Origin of the sequence: Halalkalicoccus jeotgali B3 (assembly GCF_000196895.1) — an archaeon.
Lineage (GTDB): Archaea > Halobacteriota > Halobacteria > Halobacteriales > Halalkalicoccaceae > Halalkalicoccus > Halalkalicoccus jeotgali.
In genome coordinates this window covers 1,107,099-1,127,467 of sequence record NC_014297.1, presented here as the reverse complement: position 1 = coordinate 1,127,467, position 20,369 = coordinate 1,107,099, and the positions used below count along the sequence as shown (strand labels likewise).

Annotated in this window: 20 protein-coding genes; 11 read left to right on the top strand and 9 right to left on the bottom strand. The window is 60.7% G+C overall.

Annotated elements, in window-relative coordinates; genetic code table 11:
- Positions 1–68: 68 nt before the first annotated feature.
- Positions 69–1,637 (top strand): HVO_0234 family beta-propeller protein, encoded by a 1,569-nt coding sequence (locus HACJB3_RS05765; RefSeq protein WP_008414778.1) that lies wholly within the window; start codon positions 69–71, stop codon positions 1,635–1,637.
- Here the strand turns inward: HACJB3_RS05765 and HACJB3_RS20140 are convergent.
- Complete coding sequence (locus HACJB3_RS20140) at positions 1,634–1,786, bottom strand: hypothetical protein (RefSeq protein ID WP_008414777.1); 153 nt, start codon at positions 1,784–1,786, stop codon at positions 1,634–1,636. The genes HACJB3_RS05765 and HACJB3_RS20140 overlap by 4 nt on opposite strands.
- Before the next feature lie 42 nt (positions 1,787–1,828).
- Complete coding sequence (locus tag HACJB3_RS05760; protein WP_008414776.1) at positions 1,829–3,019, bottom strand: redox-regulated ATPase YchF; 1,191 nt, start codon at positions 3,017–3,019, stop codon at positions 1,829–1,831.
- Positions 3,020–3,153: 134 nt separating this feature from the next.
- On the opposite strand from HACJB3_RS05760, the gene HACJB3_RS05755 reads away from it, so the two are divergent.
- From HACJB3_RS05755 to HACJB3_RS05745, 3 genes are all read left to right on the top strand, one after another.
- On the top strand, positions 3,154–4,941 hold the full coding sequence (locus HACJB3_RS05755; protein ID WP_008414775.1) for an asparagine synthase-related protein: 1,788 nt from the start codon (positions 3,154–3,156) through the stop codon (positions 4,939–4,941).
- A gap of 58 nt (positions 4,942–4,999) precedes the next feature.
- On the top strand, positions 5,000–5,518 hold the full coding sequence (locus tag HACJB3_RS05750; protein WP_008414773.1) for a gamma carbonic anhydrase family protein: 519 nt from the start codon (positions 5,000–5,002) through the stop codon (positions 5,516–5,518).
- Positions 5,519–5,596: 78 nt separating this feature from the next.
- Positions 5,597–6,418, top strand: a complete 822-nt coding sequence (locus tag HACJB3_RS05745) for an alpha/beta fold hydrolase (protein ID WP_008414770.1) — start codon at positions 5,597–5,599, stop codon at positions 6,416–6,418.
- 3 nt (positions 6,419–6,421) lie between these two features.
- Here HACJB3_RS05745 and HACJB3_RS05740 read toward each other — a convergent pair whose 3' ends face one another.
- From HACJB3_RS05740 to HACJB3_RS05730, 3 genes are read right to left on the bottom strand one after another with little or no spacing between them, the layout of a single operon-like run.
- Positions 6,422–7,141: a fumarylacetoacetate hydrolase family protein gene (locus HACJB3_RS05740; protein ID WP_008414769.1), complete on the bottom strand. Its 720-nt coding sequence runs from the start codon at positions 7,139–7,141 to the stop codon at positions 6,422–6,424.
- Between the two features lie 20 nt (positions 7,142–7,161).
- Entirely contained in the window at positions 7,162–7,857 is a 696-nt protein-coding gene (locus tag HACJB3_RS05735; protein ID WP_008414767.1) for an HAD family hydrolase, read from the bottom strand.
- Positions 7,850–8,518 carry an SOS response-associated peptidase gene (locus HACJB3_RS05730; protein ID WP_008414764.1) on the bottom strand — a complete coding sequence of 223 codons (669 nt, stop codon included), beginning with the start codon at positions 8,516–8,518 and terminating at the stop codon, positions 7,850–7,852. The genes HACJB3_RS05735 and HACJB3_RS05730 overlap by 8 nt, the downstream gene beginning before the upstream one ends.
- A gap of 84 nt (positions 8,519–8,602) precedes the next feature.
- On the opposite strand from HACJB3_RS05730, the gene HACJB3_RS05725 reads away from it, so the two are divergent.
- The 5 genes from HACJB3_RS05725 (at position 8,603) to HACJB3_RS05710 (ending at position 13,334) form a co-directional block, all read left to right on the top strand.
- Entirely contained in the window at positions 8,603–9,622 is a 1,020-nt protein-coding gene (locus tag HACJB3_RS05725; RefSeq protein ID WP_008414762.1) for a sodium:calcium antiporter, read from the top strand.
- Positions 9,623–9,658: 36 nt separating this feature from the next.
- Positions 9,659–10,909: an ornithine cyclodeaminase gene (locus HACJB3_RS05720; protein WP_013199422.1), complete on the top strand. Its 1,251-nt coding sequence runs from the start codon at positions 9,659–9,661 to the stop codon at positions 10,907–10,909.
- 117 nt (positions 10,910–11,026) lie between these two features.
- Positions 11,027–11,248 (top strand): hypothetical protein, encoded by a 222-nt coding sequence (locus tag HACJB3_RS19585; RefSeq protein ID WP_049946385.1) that lies wholly within the window; start codon positions 11,027–11,029, stop codon positions 11,246–11,248.
- Positions 11,245–12,309, top strand: a complete 1,065-nt coding sequence (gene aceA, locus HACJB3_RS05715) for an isocitrate lyase (protein ID WP_008414758.1) — start codon at positions 11,245–11,247, stop codon at positions 12,307–12,309. Before HACJB3_RS19585 ends, aceA begins: the two co-directional genes overlap by 4 nt.
- Before the next feature lie 74 nt (positions 12,310–12,383).
- Positions 12,384–13,334, top strand: a complete 951-nt coding sequence (locus HACJB3_RS05710; RefSeq protein WP_008414757.1) for a phytoene/squalene synthase family protein — start codon at positions 12,384–12,386, stop codon at positions 13,332–13,334.
- A 1-nt stretch (position 13,335) separates the two neighbouring features.
- Here HACJB3_RS05710 and cruF read toward each other — a convergent pair whose 3' ends face one another.
- Together cruF and HACJB3_RS05700 are read right to left on the bottom strand one after the other, a co-directional pair.
- Positions 13,336–14,169 carry a bisanhydrobacterioruberin hydratase gene (gene cruF / locus HACJB3_RS05705; RefSeq protein WP_008414756.1) on the bottom strand — a complete coding sequence of 278 codons (834 nt, stop codon included), beginning with the start codon at positions 14,167–14,169 and terminating at the stop codon, positions 13,336–13,338.
- A gap of 304 nt (positions 14,170–14,473) precedes the next feature.
- Entirely contained in the window at positions 14,474–16,066 is a 1,593-nt protein-coding gene (locus HACJB3_RS05700; RefSeq protein ID WP_008414755.1) for a transposase, read from the bottom strand.
- An 814-nt stretch (positions 16,067–16,880) separates the two neighbouring features.
- Here HACJB3_RS05700 and HACJB3_RS18720 point away from each other — a divergent pair.
- Positions 16,881–18,041 carry a Fic family protein gene (locus HACJB3_RS18720; RefSeq protein ID WP_158306593.1) on the top strand — a complete coding sequence of 387 codons (1,161 nt, stop codon included), beginning with the start codon at positions 16,881–16,883 and terminating at the stop codon, positions 18,039–18,041.
- Positions 18,042–18,103: 62 nt separating this feature from the next.
- Here HACJB3_RS18720 and HACJB3_RS05690 read toward each other — a convergent pair whose 3' ends face one another.
- On the bottom strand, positions 18,104–18,451 hold the full coding sequence (locus HACJB3_RS05690) for a hypothetical protein (protein ID WP_008414751.1): 348 nt from the start codon (positions 18,449–18,451) through the stop codon (positions 18,104–18,106).
- A gap of 1,019 nt (positions 18,452–19,470) precedes the next feature.
- On the opposite strand from HACJB3_RS05690, the gene HACJB3_RS05685 reads away from it, so the two are divergent.
- Entirely contained in the window at positions 19,471–20,034 is a 564-nt protein-coding gene (locus tag HACJB3_RS05685) for a hypothetical protein (protein WP_049934328.1), read from the top strand.
- Positions 20,035–20,057: 23 nt separating this feature from the next.
- Here HACJB3_RS05685 and HACJB3_RS05680 read toward each other — a convergent pair whose 3' ends face one another.
- Positions 20,058–20,333, bottom strand: coding sequence for a hypothetical protein (locus HACJB3_RS05680; RefSeq protein WP_008414749.1), 276 nt, complete (start codon positions 20,331–20,333; stop codon positions 20,058–20,060).
- Between the last annotated feature and the right edge of the window lie 36 nt (positions 20,334–20,369).

Sequence of the window (20,369 nt, the reverse complement as noted above, 5' to 3'; positions counted from 1 at the left end):
AGGGCTATGTCTTGTGGTCCGACGGTGCAACGGAAAGCCTCATCGGCGTCGCGCGAGTAGGGCCGTCAATGAGTACGGCCGCCGAGGGTGGCGATGAGGGGTTTCTCACGTTCTACCGCGAGTACGCCCACACCGGCATTCACACCATCACCGCGACCGCCCTGACCGCCTTCGGGCTGTTGACGTTCGTCCACCGTGGGTTCGTCGTGCTGGCGATCGCGGTCTACGTCCTCCCGCCGATCTACCTCTATCTGACCCGCGACGGAGATGCCCCGGAACCGGTCGGCGGAGACGGCGAGACGGGCGAAGCGACCGGTTCGAACCGGTCGGCCGCAAACGGGCCCGCCGTCACGAACGCCAGTACCGACGCCGAGGCGACGGCGAGCGACGTCGACGAGGAGCGGCCGGACCGGGACACGGGACCGACGGCCGAAGGAACCCCAGGGACCACGACCGCGGCGAGGTCGGCCCCCGCCGGAGCGGGATCCGGCTCCCCGCCCGACGGAGCCCTCGAAACTGGACCCGGGAGCGCCACCGAGTCGGTCGGCGAGGACGACGGGACCCTCGACGACGAATCCGACCCCGTGGACGACCCGGCGGCAACCGGACGGGGCGGAGCCGAACCTACAGGCGGGACTGGGGGCGGATCCGAAGCCGAGTCGGAGCCGACGGGACCCGACGCGATCGGTGACGAATCACACGAGCGGGACGACGACGGGCCCGCATCGACCGACGGGATCACGGAGGCCGACGAGACCGGCGCGGACGAGAGCGAGCCGGACGAATGGGTCGAGGCCGACGCGCCGACCGACGGGGCGCTGTTCGACGCCGTCGTGGCGGACGAGCGGGCCTTCGCGGTCGGGGAGGGCGGCGTTTTGCTCGCGCGCCCACCCGGCAGCGAGTGGGAAGCCGCCCTCGAAAACGGCCCGGGGGCCGCCTCGGAGACGCTCCGCGGGGTCGACGCCACCACCGACGGCGGGGCGATCTGGGTCGCCGGTGACGGCGGTGCCCTCGGGCGCTACGACCCTGCTACTGCTCGCCACACGGACCACTCGGCCCCGGAGGGGATCACAGACAACTGGTCCGGTCTCGCGGTCGTGGGCGCGGCCGACGAGGAGCGCGTCGCGCTGGTCAACGGCTCCGGGCAGGTCTTATTGGGCGAGTACGACGGCAGCGAAGTCGAGTGGGCCGAACCAGTCAAACCGGGCAGCGGCTCCTCGATGAGCGCGATCGCGTTCCTCGACGGATCGCTCGGCTACTGCTGTGACACCAACGCGGGCGTCTACCGGCTTCAGGGCGAGGAGTTCGAACACATCGGAATCGAGGACGCGAGCGGGTTCGACGCGCTCGCCGCGACCGACGAGACGGTTGTAGTCGCGAACGACTCCGGAGTCGTCCAGCGGTTCGACGGGAGCGTCTGGACGCCGGTTCGGGTCTCGGAGGATGCAGTGACCGGGCTGGCTACGGACGACGAGGAGTGGATCGCGGTCGGCCCCGAGGGAACGATCCACGAAAATCGGGATGGCGACTGGGAGTCGGTCGACTCGCCGACGGCGTCGGACCTGTTCGCGGTCGCCGCCGGCGCGCTCTCGGTAGCGGTCGGCGAGGACGGAACGGTCCTCGAACGGGCCCGCTAGCGCCCGCTGGTGACGTTCGTGCTGTTGCACTCGGGACACTGCGTGAGCGTCCCGAGCTTCGGAACCGCCACGTGCGCCCACTCGTCGCTCCCCGACGCAGCGGTGAAGCCGCAGTTCAGACAGCGCGAGTCGGCCTGTACGCTGGCCATGCCTCGTGTTACGACAGCGACCCGCATAGTCGTTGTGTCCGTTCAGTTGGTAGAAACGATCTCGATGACGTCCCGGTGCGAGAGTTCGTGGCCGGCGCCGACCTGGCGGTTGGACCGACAGTCGATCCCGTGGAGCAGCCCGTCGCCGATATCCGAATGCAGGAAGTACGCGAAGTCCTCGGTGGTCGAGCTCTCGGGCAGGACGAAACAGTCACGCATGAACTTCCCGTCCTCGGGGTCACCGTTCGCCGAGCCGGGGAAGACGGCGATGGCGTCGAGCTCCTCGAACAGCGCGGCTTCGAGCGCGCGCTGGACGCCCGTCCCGTCGAACTCGCGGACGAACTCCCCGATCTGGGAGAGTCCGGCTTCCTGGTCGGAAGAGAGGTCACCCACGATCTCGAAGTCGCCGTCGCCGGGCCGGTACTCGATCGCACCCTGCTCGTCGGCGCGCTTGAGCGCCTTCTCGGCGTGCGCGCTCGCGGGAACGATCGTCAGGTGCTCGTACTCGGGGTCGGTCGTGATCGCCTCGTAGTTCGTCCTGGCTGCGGGCGTGTCCATCTTGTTCGCGGCGATCACCATCGGTTTCGTCTCCTTTCTGATCTCACGGGCGAGCGCTTCGCGGTCCTCGACGTCCCACTCGGCGGGCTCGAACCCGAGGTCGAGTCGGAGGATCAGGCGCTTGACCTCGTCCTTGTTGATCCGAAAGGCGCTCATCTGTTCTGCGAGTTCGACCTCGATGTCGGCCTCCTCGCCTCCATACCTCCCCTCGAACTTATCGATCCCCTTTTCGAGGATCTCGAGGTACCACATGTCGAGTTCGGTCTCGAGGAAGTCGATGTCCTCGCGCGGGTCGTGGCCCTCCGTGGGTTCGCCCTCGGCGTCGGTCGTCCCCGAGAAGTCGACGACGTGGACGAGTACGTCGGTCTCGTTGAGGTCGGTCAGGAACTGGTTTCCGAGCCCGTTGCCTTCGTGAGCGCCGGGGATCAGCCCCGCGACGTCGACGAGCTTGGTGGGGACGAAGCGGGTCTCGTCGCGACAGAAACCCGTTTCCGGTGTGCACGAGCGGTCGAACTCGGGGGCGGCACACTCGACGCGGACGTACGCCTCGCCGACGCTGGGATCGATCGTCGTGAAGGGATAGGCTCCCTCGGGGACGTCGTTCATCGTCGCGGCGTTGAAGAAGGTCGACTTGCCAACCGAGGGTTTGCCGACGAGACCGATCCGGTAGCTCATTACCCCCGATGACCGGCCGGCGGCCGAAAGCGTTGCGAACCCAACGTTCACCGGCCCGTGCTGGCATATGACGTGGTATCGGGCGATCGTATAGCTACTCAATAATAAATATTCTGCCATTCGTAACACGAACGATGGTCGGCCTCTGTGGATCGTACGGCTCGCGACGCCTCGACGTCGAACCGATCGCCGCGGCGCTCTCGCGTTCCGAGACGGACGAACGCTTCGAGTACGGGACGGGGCGACTCCGCGGTAGCGTGATCGCTCACGACCGGGCGGGGCGACCGGCCACGGTCCCCGGAGAGGGTGCCTCGCTGGTCGTCTGGGGGGCAGTCTACAGCCGGGAACGACAGCAGGGGTACGAGCGGCGCCCGCCGGAGGTCACCACGGCCGAGTTCTGCGCCCGGGCCTACGCCGAGGACGGTATCGAAGCGCTGGCGGAGATGAACGGCGAGTTCGTCTGTCTCGTCGAGCACCCGGACGGCGACCGGGTCCGGATCGTCACCGATCGGCTGGGAACACGACCAGTATACTACCGTGCCGAACGCGGGGCGATCACGTTCTCGACGTCGATCCAGGCCCTTGCGGGCCACCCGGGGATCGAGACCGGGTACGTCCCCGAGTACCTCGCGGAGTATCTGGGAACGAAGACCGTCCGCGGGCTGCACACGCCGCTTTCGGGGATCGAACAGCTCCCGCCGGCGTCGGTCGTGACCCTCGATCCCGACGCCGGCGAGGTGCGGGCCGAACGGTACTGGCAACCGATTCACCGGCCCGAAAACCGCCCGTTGTCGGCGTTCGTCGATCAGTTTACCGAGCGGTTCCTCGACGCGATCGACGACCGGATCCGCGCCGACCGGCGATACGGGCTGTTGCTCTCGGGAGGCAGCGACTCGCGCCTCGTCCTCGCGACGCTGGATCGCGTCGACGCCTACGGCTTCGCGGACCCCTCGGGCGAGGTCGAAACCGCACGACTGGTGGCCGATCTCGCCGGCGTCCCGTTCACTCGCTTCGAGCACGAACCCGGATACGACAGGCGCCTGCTCCGGCGCAACGCCGCGGTGAGCAACTTCGTCGGCTGGTTCAACGAAGGCCGGGCGATCGGCGTCGAGGCGACCCTGCGCCGCGAGGTCGACGCGCTCGTCTCCGGGCTCTACGCGGACGTGCTGTTCAAGGGCTGGACGACACCGACTCGCCGCCTCTCGGTTCCGGGGGCATCGCTGCCGGTTCCGGCCGCCCAAAACATCGAAACGCGCGCGGACGTCCTCGAAGCGCGGGACACGTCGACACCGCCGTACCTGCCCGACGGCGTCGTCGAGCGAGCCCACGAGCGAAACCTCTCGACCGGGACCCCGGTGGTCGATCACGGGATGGCCTACTCGTCCTACGGTGCGCTCTCGGCCCACGGGTTCTGGTTCCCGCTGACCAACGAGACCTCCTTCGACCGCTACAGCGACGGGCAGGTCCTCCCGACGGTCCACCCGTTCCTCGACCGGCGGCTGATCGATCTCGCATTACGGATGCCCAGGGCGTACGCGCTGCGGTACAACCTCGTCGACCGGGCGCTCGCGCGCCTCGCACCCGAACTGGCCGCCGTCCCCCACGACGCGAGCGGACTGGCCCTCTCTCGGCCCCGGTGGCTCCACCGCCTCGCGACGATGGGCGCGGAACTGCGCTCGGACGCCGCCGGCAACGCGGCGACGCTCAGGGAAACCGACTGGATCGAGAGGCTCTTCGAGCGCCGCGAGCCGACCATTCGGGCCCTGCCCCTAGTGGAGTACGACGCCGTCCGGCGGACCTACGACGCCCACATGGCAGGGGCCGACCATACCGCCGCGCTCTGCGGTCTGTTGACGCTGCTGGAGATGCCGATCACCCGGACGGTGACCGCGTCGCGACACGAACGGACGCCGACACCCTAATGCCGGGACACCCGATCGCCGGAACCGTTTTCACTTGTGGCGATAGATACCAGTACCCATGAATCGAGGGGGTGGCTACGGGTTCGAGGGGACCGAACCGACGATCGAGGACTCGGCGCGCGTGAGCCGCGAATCGGTACTCGTCGGCGACGTGCGCGTCGAGGGAGAAGCGAGCGTCTGGCCGGGCGCGGTTCTGCGCGGCGACGTCGGGCCGGTCGTGATCGGGGAACGTTCGCACGTCGGGGACAACGCGACGGTCCACGCCTCGACGCTCGGCGAACGGGTGATGATCGGCCACGGCGCGGTGTTGAACGACGCGACCGTCGAGGACGGTGCGCTCGTCGGGTTCAACGCGTCGGTCAACTCCCGGGTCGTCGTAGGCGCCGGCAGCATCGTCGCCAGCGGGACGACGGTCCCGGAGGGCTACGAGATCCCGTCCGAATCGTTCGTTCGGGGGGTTCCCGCGGAGGTGACGCCGCTCTCGGAGACGACGATCGATCCTGAAACGATCTTCGAGGAACACTCCTCGGGTGCGTACACGAACCTCGCCGAGCGCCACGAGGAGCTGTTCGAGTGACCCGTCGAGGATCATCGGGGTTCGGGGCTACCGAGCGGCAAGCGAACGATTCAGGGCCATCGAACGCGTACACCGGTCGTGACAACCACGGACGCCCCGACGATCGGGCTCGCGTACGACGACGATGGATCGGGCCCACCGCTCGTATTTCTGCACGGTGGCTGGCTCTCTGCGGCGAGTTGGGCCGGCCAGCGCGAACGGTTCGGCGAGGAGTACCGGGTGATCACCCCCGACCTCCGGGGGCACGGTCGCACCGGCGCATCCGAATCCCGCCGCTACTCGATCGGTCTGCTGGCCGCAGACCTCGACGCGTTGCTCTCGGAGTTGGGGATCGAGGAGTGCGTTCTCTGTGGGCTCTCGCTCGGGTCGATGGTTGCACAGACCTACGCCGCCCGCCATCCCGGCCGGATCCGCGGACTCGTGCTCGCGGGTGCGGTCCAGACGTTCCCGCCGGTCGCGATCCCGGGCCCGATGAAGCGACTGCTCACGCCACTCCCGATGCTCGCGAGTTCGCTCGCCCTTACGGGAAGCGGGGCGACGTTTCGGTCGCTTCTCTCAACCATCCGCCCGTTGACCGGGGGTCCGTGGCTCGCACGCGACTCGGAGGTTCGCGCCACCGCCCTCGAAACCGTCGAGGCGATGCCGAGAGACGAGTTCAAGAAGGTGTTTGCGGCGCTCTACCGGTTCCGTCCGCCCGAACTCGACCGGCTTTCCGCCCCCGCACGCGTCGTCTACGGTGAACACGAAGCCCCGCCGGTCAAACGCCAGAGCCGGGACCTCGCGAGTGCGCTCGGGTGTGACGTCCACGAAATCCGCGACGCCGCCCACCTGGTCAACCAGGACAACCCGGAAGCGTTCGATGCGGTGCTCACGGGACTGCTCGAGGAAGTCGAACGGTAGGGGTTATCGACGCGGTTTCGCGACCCCGTTCCGGAGCGTGCCGACGTCCTCGTAGGTGATCTCGATATCGTCGCCGGGTTCGACGGTCCCGGGGTTCGCGGGGCTGCCGAAGGCGATGACGTCCCCCGGCGAGAAGGTAAAGCGCTCGGAGAGATAGGAGACGATCTCGTGGGCGTCGAACAGCATCAGTTCCGTGTTCGCTTCTTGACGAACCTCCCCGTTGATCTCGGTGTGCATGTCGATCCCGCGGGGGTCGAGGTCGGTCTCGATCCAGGGACCCAAGGGTCCCGAGCCGTCGAAGGCCTTGCGGGCCGTGCGGCCCTGCTGGTCGAGCGCGTCGACGTCGTTCATGATCGTATAGCCCCGAACCACGTCGGGGACCGCCTCCGGGGTGACGTTCTTGCACTCCTCGCCGATCACCGCGGCGAGTTCGCCGGCGTAGGTGACCTCCTCGGAGAAGGTGGGATACGGGATGGGTGTCTCGGTCGGTATCACCGAGACCGGCGGCTTGATGAAGAAGTCGGGTTCCTCGGGCCGTTCGTAGTCCATCTGATCGAGCGTTGCGGCGTAGTTGCGCCCGACGCAGTACAGCGCGGAGGGGACACACGGCGCGAGTAGGTCCTCCCGTCCGACCTCGTACTCGTCGTCGTCGGTGCTGAGCGTTCCGTCGGAAAGCTCTCCTTCCCGAACCCCGTCGTCGGTCAGGGCGCGTGCGAGTCGCATACTCGCCCTGTGAACTCCCGCTATGTAGCTGATTCCATATCCGGCCGGAACGCCTCGCCGTCTCCGCGACAGATCACGGGCAGGTCCGCTAAACTGCGGATCTCGTAGGCCGGTGCGGCGGGCAGGTCGTAGTCCTCACGGTGAGGTCGGCGGATAAACGCACAGTCGAGGCCGGCCTCCCGTGCGGCAAGCACGTCCACGCCGCTGTCGCCGACGTACAGGGCGTTTCTGGTGTCCAGATCAGTCAGCGCGCGCTCGATGTAGTAGGCGCTGGGTTTCTTTCGCTCGATCCCGGCCAGGGTGGGTTCGCGGCCGTAGTGGGTCTCGAAGTGGTGGTGCAGGTCGTAGTGCTCGAGGATGAACTCGATGGTGCGGTGTTGGTTGTTGCTGACGACGCCCAGGGTAGGTGAGAGCTCGTCGAGTGCACCGATATCCTCGTAGAGGGGCTTGCCGCCGTTTTCGATCGATTCACACTGGGCGCGCGAGGCGAGCATGTCGCGGCGATACCAGAACTCGGCGGTGTCGAGACCGTACTCGGTCGCGAGTTCGTCGACCGACTCGCGGGTCACGCCGAGCAGGGCCTCGACCTCCGCCTCGGCCGGCGAGACGCCGAACTCCTCGTAGGTCTCGCGGATCGCGCCGTGAAGCACGTCCCTCCTCGTTCGCTCGACGAGCACACCGTCGTTGTCGAAGACGACCGCGTCGTACTCAGACATCCACAGCCTCCCGGACGAGTTCGGGCGAGTCGGTGTCGGGGCTGTTGACCGCCGTCGAGACGGGGTACGTCCGCAGGTCGTCGGCGGCGGCGAGCGAGAAGGGGTCCCCGGAGAGCCACTCGCGTTCGCCCTCCCGGTCGAGGATTACGGCCATCCGGTGATGCAGTTTCTCGACGACCGCGTTTGGTTCGGTCGTGACGACGGCGAACGTCTCGACCGCCTCGGCGTCCTCGGAACCGGTTTCCCCGTCGGAGAACGCGTCGAGACCGGTTTGGCGGGTCGGCGGCGTCCAGTGCGTCCGAAGTCCGGCCATCGCGAAGGGCTCGCCGTCCGTCCGGGAGACGTAGTAGGGCTGTTTGCCGCCGCCCTGTTCGACCCACTCATAGAAGCCGTCGGCGGGGACCAGACAGCGTCGAGTATCCTTGAAACTTGGTTTTTCGGTCATCGTCTCGGCGCGGGCGTTGATCAGATCCCGCCGTTCGTCGGCCCACTCGGGGGTCAGCCCCCAGCGCGCGAAGCGGATCTCCTCGGCGTCGTCGGGGACGATCGGTAGGTGCTGGGAGGGAGCAGCGTTGTACGTCGGCTCGATATCCGGCACCGCTACGTCGAAGCGTTCGGCCAACTCGTCGGGTGGCGTAAACAGGGCGTAACGTCCACACATGGTTCGGATAAGGGGTGGCGTGGGTATAAACTTCGGCGTCACGACAACGACACCGGTTTCATTCCCAGCGACGATTCGACGAGTATGCTGGCCCTCGCGTGGTACGTCGTCCTCGCGCTCGTGGGTACCGCTGTCGTCTGGACGGCGAGCGACTGGCTCGAAACGTCCGCCGACAGGCTCTCGGCGTACTACGGGCTTCCGGCGATCGTACAGGGGGCGCTCGTCGTCGCAGTCGCCTCCAGTTTTCCCGAACTCACTACGGCGGTCGTCGCGCCGCTGATCCATGGCGAGTTCGACCTCGGCGTCGGTGCGATCATCGGCTCTGCGATCTTCAACGTCCTCGTGATCCCCGGACTGGCGACGACCTTCAGCCCGGGGGCCTTAAACGTAAACCGAGATGTGGTTTACAAGGAGGCACAGTTCTACTTCGTCTCCATCGCGGTTTTCCTGTTGATGTGTTCGTTCGCGGTGATCTACTACCCCGTCGAGAACGGCGTCTCGGGAACCATCACGCCCGTCCTCGCGGCCATCCCGATCGGGACCTACCTCCTCTATCTGTTCATCCAGTACGAGGACACCATCGAGCACGACGCTCCCGACGTCTCGGGGATCGCTCCGGCAACGCAGTGGGCATACATGCTCGTGAGCCTCGCGGCGATCCTCTTCGGCGTCGAGGCGCTCGTCCGGGCGGCGATCGGGTTCGGCAACGCCTTCGGCACGCCGAGTTTCGTCTGGGGGCTGACCGTCGTCGCCGCCGCGACGAGCCTTCCGGACGCCTTCGTCAGCGTCACCGCCGCGAAACGTGATCACGACGTGACCAGCATCGCCAACGTCCTCGGGAGCAACGTCTTCGACCTCTTGGTCGCGGTCCCCGCGGGGGTGATCGTCGCGAGCGCCGTGACGACCGAAGCGGTGGCCGTCGACTTCGCGGTTGTCGTCCCACTGATCGCCGTTCTGGTCCTCGCGACGGTCGCGCTGTTTGCGTTCCTCAGGACCGACCTCGAACTCGCCTCCTGGGAGCCATGGACGTTGCTCGGACTCTATCTCGCCTTTTTGCTCTGGCTTACGCTCGAAAGCCTCGGACTCACGGGTGTTCTCGTCTAACGCAGGGGCTTTGGGCCATGCGCGTAATGGGCGAGTATGAGCGTCTCGCGAACGGTCGAACTGGAGGGGCACATCATCGACTCGGGTGTGATGGGGCGGTGTTTCGGCATCGTCATGGACATGGGCGGGTGGTTCGATATCGAGCAGTTCGACGTCGGTACCCGGAAACACGAGGAGACCTACGCCCGAATGCGCGTCTCCGCCGAGGAGGAGGACGTCCTCCACGAGATCCTGCATCAACTCAACCAGACCGGCGCGACCCTCGAGGACCCCATCGACGCCGGAATCGAGCCCGCGCCCGACGACCGAGTCGTTCCCGCGGGCTTCTACTCGACGACGAACCACCCCACCGAGATCAGATACGAGGGCAAGTGGATCGGGGTCGAACGCATCGAGATGGACTGTGCGGTCGTGATCGACCCCGACGGGGGCGAGGACGATCACGACGGACCACGTGCCTACACCAAGGTTCTCAACGCCATCGAGAAGGGCGATCTCGTCGTGACGGGCAATACGGGCATCCGCGTCAACCCGCCCGAACGGCCGCGCGATGCCGGTGGGGCCTTCGGGTTCATGCAGGGCGGGGTCAGCAGCGAGCGCCCCGCGACCACCCAGATCGGGAACGTCGCCGACGCGATCGCCGAGACCAAAAACCGGGGCGGATCGGTGATGGTCGTCGCCGGCCCTGCAGTGATCCACTCGGGGGCGCGAAACGATCTGGCCCGCCTCGTACGGGAGGGCTACGTCGATTCGATCAGCGCCGGCAACGGCTTTGCGGTCCACGACCTCGAACGCGACCTCTATGGCACCTCACTGGGGATGGACGTCGAGACCCTAGAGCACCCTCGAAAGGGCCACAAACACCACATCTACACGATCAGCGAGATCATCCGCTCGGGCGGGATCCCCGAGGCCGTCGCGGAGGGCAAGATCGACTCGGGGATCATGTACGAGTGTGTCGAGAACGACATCCCGTTCGTGCTCGCGGGCTCGATCCGGGACGACGGCCCGCTTCCGGATACCATCACCGACTCGATCGCCGCCCAGAACGCCATTCGCGAGCAGGCCCACGACGCGGATCTCGTGTTGATGCTCGCGACGCTGCTTCACTCCGTGGCGGTCGGTAACTGCCTGCCCTCGACCACCCGCGTCGTCTGTGTGGACATCAACCCCGCGACGGTCACTCAACTGCAGGATCGCGGGAGCGCCCAAACGGTCGGCATGGTCACCGACATCGGGACGTTCGTCCCGCTGCTGGCCGACGAACTGCTCGACGGCCGCGAGTGAGAAGCGCCGAGAAGAGTGTGTGATATACTGCCAATATTATTAATTAACGATCATAGGGTGTCCTTCATCTGTTTAAAATGATTAATCGTTATAGTTAAGTAGCAGTTCGGAGTTTCCATGACTGTCGTGAAAAATCGTGTACGAAAGCGATTCGCCGCCCGATCGCACCGCCCACAGACCGCCCGCGACCGAAACCCAATGTACACCGACACCGACAACACCGGACTGCCGATCGTTCCGCAACTAACCCCCGCAAGCTCCTCGCGAGACCGCCGCGAGACGATGGAGGAGGAAGTCTGGAGCCACCTCATCGAGACCCCCACGGAGGAAGCCCGATGATCGAGAATATCGGCGATACCGACACGACCGTTCGGGACATCGATAACCCCGCCGGCAGGGAGTTCCGCCGCCAACTCGAAGACCAGCAGTTCGTCTTCGCACCCGGCGCCTATCACGCACTCGACGCCCGGCTCGCCGAAATGACCGGCCACGACGCCATCTACATGAGCGGTTATTCGACCGTGCTCGGCCAGTTCGGTTTCCCCGACCTGGAGATGGTCTCGATGACTGAGATGGTCGAGAACGCAGAACGCATGGTCGATGCCTGTACCATCCCGCTGATCGCGGACTGTGATACGGGCTACGGCGGCGTCCACAACGTCCGGCGAGCAGTCCGAGAGTACGAGAAGGCCGGCGTCGCCGCGGTCCACATCGAGGACCAGACCACGCCCAAGCGCTGTGGGCACATCGCCGGCAAGGAGATCGTTTCTCGGGAGCAGGCAGAAGCCCGATTCTCGGCGGCGGTCGACGCAAAGCAGAGCGAGGACACCGTGGTCATCGCCCGCACGGACGCCTACGGCTCCGCGAACGGTGACTGGGAGGAACACCTCGAACGCGGCCGCCTCTATGCCGACTGTGGGGTCGACTTAGTCTGGCCCGAGATGCCCGACCCGAGCCGGGAGGACGCGGTCAACTACGCCGAGACGATCCACGAGACCCACCCGGATCTGGATCTCGCCTTCAACTACTCCTCCTCGTTTGCGTGGTCCGACCAGGACGACCCGCTGACGTTCGAGGAGCTGGGTGATCTGGGCTATAAGTACATCTTCATCACGCTGTTCGGCCTGCACTCGGGGGCCCACGCGGTCTACGAGGACTTCAAGCAGCTCGCCGAGGAGGACGAACAGGCCCAGTTCGATCTCGAAGGGCGGTATATCGGTCACCCGACCGAGTCCCACCACGAGCTCTCGCAGGTCAGCCGGTATCAGGACGTCGAGATGGAGTTCGACGCCGAGGCCCGCGCGCGCATCGAGGGCTCGGAGGGCTTCGCCGAGGAGCGAGACACCCTCCAGACAGCCGAGGAGCGCGCCGAAGGCACGGAGGCCGAGGGCGACGACTGAGCGAAGGATAGTACGACGGTACAAACAACTAATAATCGGGCGTCCCTAGCCGGAATCAGGGATCAATGCCCGAAATGGTAGAGAGAGATCAGATCGAACAGAGTAAGGCGATTCATCGACGGACCGGCCGGACGTTCTACTACGCGACCCGGCTGCTTCCGGGCCGGGTCCGCGAGGCCACCTACGTGCTGTACGCGTTCTTTCGCATCGCCGACGAGGTCGTCGACGACGCCGCGGGAACGCCCCCCGAGGAACAGCGCCGTGAACTCGAATCGTTGCGCGATCAGGCACTCGGTCGAACCGACCCCGAAGGGCCCGTTCTGGAGGCGTTTCGAACCGTCAAACGGCGCCACGATATCGCCGACGAGGACGTCGAGACGTTTATCGAGGCGATGCTCACGGACATCGACACCCGACGGTACGAGACGTACGCCGAACTCGAAGCCTACATGAACGGCTCTGCGGCCGCAGTCGGGCGGATGATGACCGCCATCATGGATCCCGACGACCCCGAGAACGCCCTCTCCCATGCCACGGCACTGGGCGAGGCCTTCCAGCTGACGAACTTCGTTCGGGACGTCCGCGAGGACGTCATCGAGCGCGATCGGATCTACCTCCCTCAGTCGACGCTTGCGGAGTGTGGCGTCAGCGACGGACGAATCGAGCGCTTCGAGATGAACGAGGACGTCGCCAGTGCTGTCCGGATCGAACTCTCGCGTGCCGAATCGCTCTACCGCGAGGGCGTTGCCGGCATCAAGTATCTCCCGAAGGACTGCCAGCTCCCCGTTCTGTTGGCGGCGGTCCTGTACGCCGAACACCACCGCCTGATCCGCGACTGCGAGTACGACGTCCTGACCAACGAACCCGAACTGAGTACCCTGCGGAAGCTCTGGATCGTCGCCCGCGTGCGGTGGTACTGGCAGTGGAACACTGACCCCGAGGCCGTCTTCGAACGGGTGAGTGCCATCCCCAATCGGACGAGTCACACCGCCGAACCCCGCCACGAGAGCCTGCCGACCCGCTGATTCACACCACGTCGAAGTCGAACCAGTCGCTCGTGAGCAAGGTCCCGACCAGCCCCAGCGCCACCACAACGGGTATCCAGTTGCCGACGGAGGCGTTGATCAACCCCCAGAGCACCAGAAAGCTCACCAGGTCGTCGAGGAAAAAGCCACACCGCTCCAGGCGGTCGCGGACCGCCTCGTGGTCGAAGGCCACCTGGAGGATCGCGATAGCGACCGAACCGCTGAGAAGCCAGCCGAGGTAGTTGACCGCGGGCACGCCGTAGTACCCGCCCGGATCCGCCCAGCCCCAGAAACCGAGTGCGACCGCACCGGGATCGAGGATGAGATCCAGCGCGATGACGACGCCGAGCGTGAACGCGAACCGGCGGAGAAACGACGGGGAATCGAGGACCAACAGCGCGAGCAGATAGCTATTCAGCAGGATCGGAAAGTAAAAAACGGGCAGCCCGAGGGGAACGAGGTCGAACAGCATCGGCCCGAGTTCCACCCCATACGAGAACGCCCCGTACGGGAGGCCGGTAAGGACCCCGACGAGTTCGATCCCCCAGGTAAAGAGCGCGAGAACCCCGAGTCCGACGAGCGCACGCCGGTCGAGCAGTGGGACGAGCCCCGCGACCAGCGGCGAGACCATCACTAGGTTCGCACCGATCAGCAGATACGGGTTCATCGCGATCTGCGGCGGGACCAGCTCCGCCCGGCCGGCGAGCAACAGGGCGACCCCGACGATCGGGAACGTGACGGCGATGGTAAAGCGGTTGTCTTCGACGACGCGTTCGAGGGTCGATTCGACCCGCCGACGGGTCCCCGGCGTCGCGAGTTCACTCACGGTCACCACCTGCCTTCATCGTCGGCCGTTCGGACGGCGGGCACTTAGCCGCGCGGGTTCCCCGCCGGCCTCCCCTGTCCCGAGGGACGGTCTATAAACCCTATAGCGCCATATGAAATAGGTGTGCAGTAGTTCCGAATATGGTAGATTTGAGCATAAAACTACCGCTAAGAAAGGGCGGATAGCTGGCCTACGAGACTCAGAACAGCCAAATCCACTCAGAAGAGACTAACCGAATCAAACCGAACCCGAATATCGCCGTCAAAAACAGAGTTGTAACTAATTACGGGCGAACGCCGCCTTCAGTCGTTGCTTAGCCGATGCCAGCGAGCTGCTTGCGTGCCAGATTCAGGAACCGCTTTGCCGTGACACGCGGCTTATAGCGGTGTTCTATGTCGAGACTCAATTGCACCAGTAGATCGACTATTAGCCACATATTGTACAGCAGAACGGCGAATCCGAAGTAGAACAATCGGACGCTGAAGTCCTTTGAGGTCGTCCACGCCAAGAAGTCCTTAATCGTCTTGTAGCTGTTCTCGATACCCCAGCGCCGCCGGTACCTACCAACCACACCTTTCGTTTCGCGTCGGTCTAACTCGATCTCGTCGTCAACGTCCTTGTTCGTGATGAACGCAACTGTCTTGTCTTCATCTGCCGTTGATGGGATAAGTACGAGATTCGTTTCAGCTCGTTTCCGGGTGCCGCTGCCAAGAACTGGACCATAGATTCCATACGCTTGCTCAACCTCCACGTTCTGAATCATTTGCTCAATAGCACGCTTCACACGCCGATTCTTCGGCGAGGGTATTACGTACTGCACTCCTGCCTCTTCGAGCGCGTGGATAGTATCAGCCGCACAGAATTCCGAATCAGCATAGACTGTGCCAATACTAACGTGTTCACGCGCCCGCCAGAATAGATCGCGGACAATCACACCGATTCGATCACCCTTCTCAACAGGCCGCATCGCCAGTGTGAACTTTACGTTCTCGCCAACGACGGTCAGCGTCGCGAACTTGTAGCACCAGTCATAAGCCTTCGTCCGTGGCGCACCCATGACCATCTCCAGTTCATCCCGGTCGCCGTAGTAGGCGATATAGGTCATGTCGATCGCCACGTCTGCGGGCCGGTCAAATTCGAGATGGTGCTTCGCTTCGTGGACCATCCGACCAATGCCCTCATCGACCATCTCTTGAATTGCGTCAGGACCAAGCTGCTTGACGTTATGCAGGTGTGTGTCGCCGTCTGGGGCACCGGACTCGCGGTCCGTGTCATCGGCGAAGAGATCTGTACCGGACTCTGCAGCGGACTGTGAGAGGCCCATATGGCTCTGCAATTCGAGGAAAGTGTCCGTCTTGTGCGTAGCGTTCTCGGCGCGCCCGAATTCGAAGGCGGGGAATACCAGTCGCTGCATCTCTTCGGTCACCTCCTTTGACTTGCTGGCGATGAACCGGTCTTGGGTCCGCCGTGAAGCGTCTTGCTTGTCTTCGGGCTTCGTAGCGTTCAGACCGATCGAGCACCCGCGTTCGTGAGCCAGCTTACGGATGCGCTTCGCATTGAATTCGATACTTTTCTTCAGACTATCGTTAAAGCGTTCGCGCCACGCACGCGAGAAAGTTGACCGCGAAGGCACGCCATCAAATCCAAGGGCCTCCGCTTCGCTCGGGCTGTTTGCGAGGTTTCGGTGGAGTTGGCTGGTGTTATGGCTTTCAATTTCCCGTACGAACAACGCCCGAACTAAGGGCAGGAGTGGCGCTGAAGCGTGCCACTCCGCGTACTGATCATTGTGTTTGACGTAGCCGAAATCGAGTTGACTGGTTAGTTCTATTACTGTTGTTTCCTCGTTAATAATCTCGCTTGCTTGTGCCTCTAACCGCGACTGTGGTGCATCGTCGTCGCGGCTCATAAGAATGCAACCCCAGAAATTGCATTATACTGCGCATCATGGGGTGTTCTGTCGCCATGCTTAACCGCCGTAGTCTCCAACTGCTCGTTGGAGCTGTGACTCTTACTGGACATAGGGGATCAGCTCCGCGCGCTCCGCAAGGAGCCAAATCCGGGTGCTCTAACACCCGGATATTCTACCGCAGTCTATCGATTAACCAGGCTCCTATATCCATTCCTTGTAAGGCATGGCCAATAAGTATACCGGTTCCTATCACGGCAAGGGCTAAGTAGTTCATGTTGCAAGTTGCAACACAGACGACTACATTCGGTACACATGAATGACGTAAATCGCGACAAAAAGGGGCAGTTTGAGTCGGAACATGGCGCTACTGTAGAGACAGTCTTCGAAGCGATGGAGCCAATGGAGCCCTATACGACAGGTGAGATCGCGGATATGGTTGATGCCCCGCGACGGACGGTATACAATTATCTCGAAGAGTTAGCAGGGCAAGGGCGGGTTAGAAAGAAAAAGCCAGAACCACGGCGGGCAATTTGGATCCGAACTATATGATCCTCTATATATGTTTTACTGTGAACATGATATAGCTTATTGTACTATCTTCGGTAGCACATCAATATACGCCTCATGCCTGCCTCTTATTTCACTTCCTATATTTCACTTTGAACTCGGGTTCTTCGACTTTGAGCACTGTATAGGCCCTTTTAGATATATATTGGGCCGAAATACAAGGTCACTATGAGTTCCGGTGATCCACCTGTATTGAACCTATATGGAAAACAGTTTAATATGCTCTCTACCAATGATAGGATATATGAACATAGATCAATTCCGATCCGGCAAAATGTCTGGAGAGTTAGTGAATTCTGGGGGAGATATCGCGTTCAAACCAGACACTCTTCCTCCAGAAATAGAAATGGACGATGAACTATTGGATGTGTTCACGCAGGCAACCAATAACATAGGCCAACTTAGTGGCGTCGGGAGGCGTGTTGAGAACCCCAGTATGTTGATTAGTCCTTTTATTTATAAAGAGGCAGTCGTCTCTTCTGAAATAGAGGGGACACGAGTTACACTATCCGATGTATACGAATACGAAGCAGGGCAGGAAAATGACCCATCAGGGCCTAGCCGTAATGAGCTAAAAGAAGTTCATAACTATGTCAGAGCGGTCTTCGAAGGAATTCAAAAAATGGAAAACGGAATCGACCTTGATCTTATCCGCTCTCTACACAATACTTTGATGAGTGGTGTTCGAGGCGGAGATAAAAAACCTGGAAAATTTCGTGATACACAAGTTTATATCGGAGGTCGTGGAGAAGATGCACGATTTGTACCCTCACCACCGTCAGTAGTCCCCTATGCGATGCAGAATCTGGAGACATATATCCAGACTGGCGGCAGGTATCAGTCTCTAATCGATATAGGATTGGTGCACTATCAGTTTGAGACGATCCACCCCTTCCGGGATGGTAACGGTAGAATGGGTCGGCTACTCATCATGATGATGATGTGTGATGATGACCTTTTACCAGAACCCTTTCTATATCCCAGTTCATACTTCAATCGTAATAGAGAGGAATACACTAATCGGCTATTAGCTGTAAGCCGAGACAATGCTTGGCAAGAGTGGCTAGTTTTCTTCTTAAGAGGTATTTCTCAGCAGACAGAAGAGGCATTCAGTAGGGCTTCTGCTTTGCTCGATTTGCGTGATGATTATCGAGACAGATACCAAGACGATGCAAATTCTGTTTCACAGCTTTCGATGGAAATATTCGCCCAACCATATATTACCGTTAATGAAGCTAAACAGATGATTGATATGGCTTACAGAACAGCGAATAAGGCTGTAGATCGGTTAGAAGAAGATGGAGTATTAGAGGAGACTACGGGGCAGAGCAGGAACCGTGTCTATCGAGCAAAAGAGGTTTTCGATATAATCCAGAAGCCTGTCGATGAGTTACAATATCGCTAATCTATTTCGGAGCTACTGGGATTCTCTACTCGATGCTCGATTAAAGAGCTCAACAATTAGGGCTATAAAATATCGTCGTCTTCGTCGGTGAACCCTTCATCCCAATTTAGAGCAGCGCGCTGTACAGCAAATTTGCGGTCAGTAATATTCATCACGCGACTTTCAAGTTGATCCACATACTCTGATAGCTCATTTTCGTCTTGGATAATGAAATATCCTTGTGATGTGGCTGCTATCGGCAGTTGGTCTTCCAGTACAAGCTCACGAATCACAGCTCTAGTAGAGGGGAAAGAACCGATATTGTCAAGGTTCGTTTCCTCATTGATCTCTCGCGAAGTGATAGGGTCATCTGAACCCTCGTGTTCTAAGAGCAATTCTTTGACGCGTTCTTTCACTTCATCCTCGCCCATGATAACGGAACTACACTCACTACCACTTAATAACCTAGCATGTTTGCGAGGTATCTGCTTAAGTCAGTAACTCAATTGTTCGCTGTAATAATGGGATTTGAGTTCGTTTTTCAACACTGTCGTCAAATAGTCGTTATCTGCCTCTTCTGCGCATTTAATTGACTCTACCAGAGCCTTATCTAATTCCGCATCCTCCTTGCTACGATATTCTCGCTGATCAGGCAGGTCAACACTAATGGCCCGTTCTTCTACAGTAACTCCAACACTCATAGTGTACCCAACGGTAGCCCCCTATCTAGTTCTTTCGGTGGTTTAGTTATTGTATGATTTGGCTTGATACTCATAGTTTTGTCGCGTTTTTGCACTTATTATTCCGAGATTCAGACCTATTTGCCATTCGCGAAGCTACTGTTGGCGCTTTTCCCTCAAACTCATCCCGACTCTGTTAATTTCGTGATTTCGAAATCGATGCTTTCCACTTGTACTTAACCATGTTCGCAGTGGGTGTAGTGTTCGGCTTTTTCGATGAACCGTTCGCAGCCGCCGATAATGTGTTGTTTAGTCATTGTTTTGTATAGCTTCCTCGTGGATTTATCTCCTGCACAGATTCTGACCTTCGGATTGCAATATACCCATTAGTTCAAGCATATATGACATATAATTGGTGGGAAAATATTGATGTTTTATGATTGATAGGATAAATTTTAATCTTTAGAACGGAAGACTACATTCAAAATTTCCGATTAGAAAATTCAATCCGGTTCAAATGCTTTATTGTCAATATCTGGGGAAAGTGTTATATGTATATCGTGCCAAAGTCTCGTCATGAGATAACACCCTCCAATAAAGCCGATTCGGCCACTGTCTCTGGCACTAGCAGAGAGTGACCGGTAGACCTCCCACTGGTCTGTGCAAGGCTGTAGCTCCTCCGAGGACTTAGACGCTTCGGTAATCCATAGAGGGAGTGGCTAGTGTATGGTATCGTATATGATTGACACGCCATTGAACACCACTGAAATATGTCTCGAAAAGATCTGATCGCCGCGGTCGAACGTGAAGCGAATGCAGATATTCGAATTGCTCCCGAATTAGCGGAGGTCCTCGCCTATACCTCCAGTAATGCACCACCAGGTTCGGGCATGTATCGAGCTGATATCGAAGCTGCCTGCCCTGAAGCCTCATATGGTCGGCTCCGTCGGCTGACCGAAGAAATTGGCTTACTCAATGAAACGAGTGAGGGAGCAGACAGCTACTTGCTGAATCAGCGTACGAACGGGCGGGTCTATGGAGATGAGATGGGGCCCGCTGTGAACGATGAACTTCAACGAGTAACTCAGCACATCAACAGAGATCCTCACGTGCGTCAGGTCATCGCCGAGGCTCTGGAGGTCTCGCCGAATCAAGTTAATTCAGTCCTCTTCGAAGGTGACCTATTTGAGAAGCGGGATCGGCTTGAAGAAACTGTCAATGCGATTAAAGCAAACGAGACGGTACAGCAGGGAGATTATGGCCGTCTCGACTGGCGGTCAACCCCTAATGTCTACGAAGCTACGGAGCGAGCGGTGAGTCTTCACAGAAGGTAACGCTCACACCTTCTGTCGGCGGTTTATTCTTGGAGGAATTGTTCCTCTATTTCGCGCATGTCCTTGACCAGGCAGTCTGGGGTGCAGTATATTCTCTTTTCTGGAGGTGATTGTTCTCCGGCAGTGGGCATGATGTGGATGACGTAATCTGCGCTCGGGGTGTGCTCATTATAGTCCTCATACGGTAGTGGTGTCTCGCAATATCGGCACCGTTGCTCAACGTCTAAATCTTCGGCTGACAGCGTCTCTGATCCTTCTATTCGCCGTTCAATCTCGTCAATCAGATCGTCTTTTCCCATGGTTTGTTATTTCGGGTTCCGGACTCCAGTAGTATT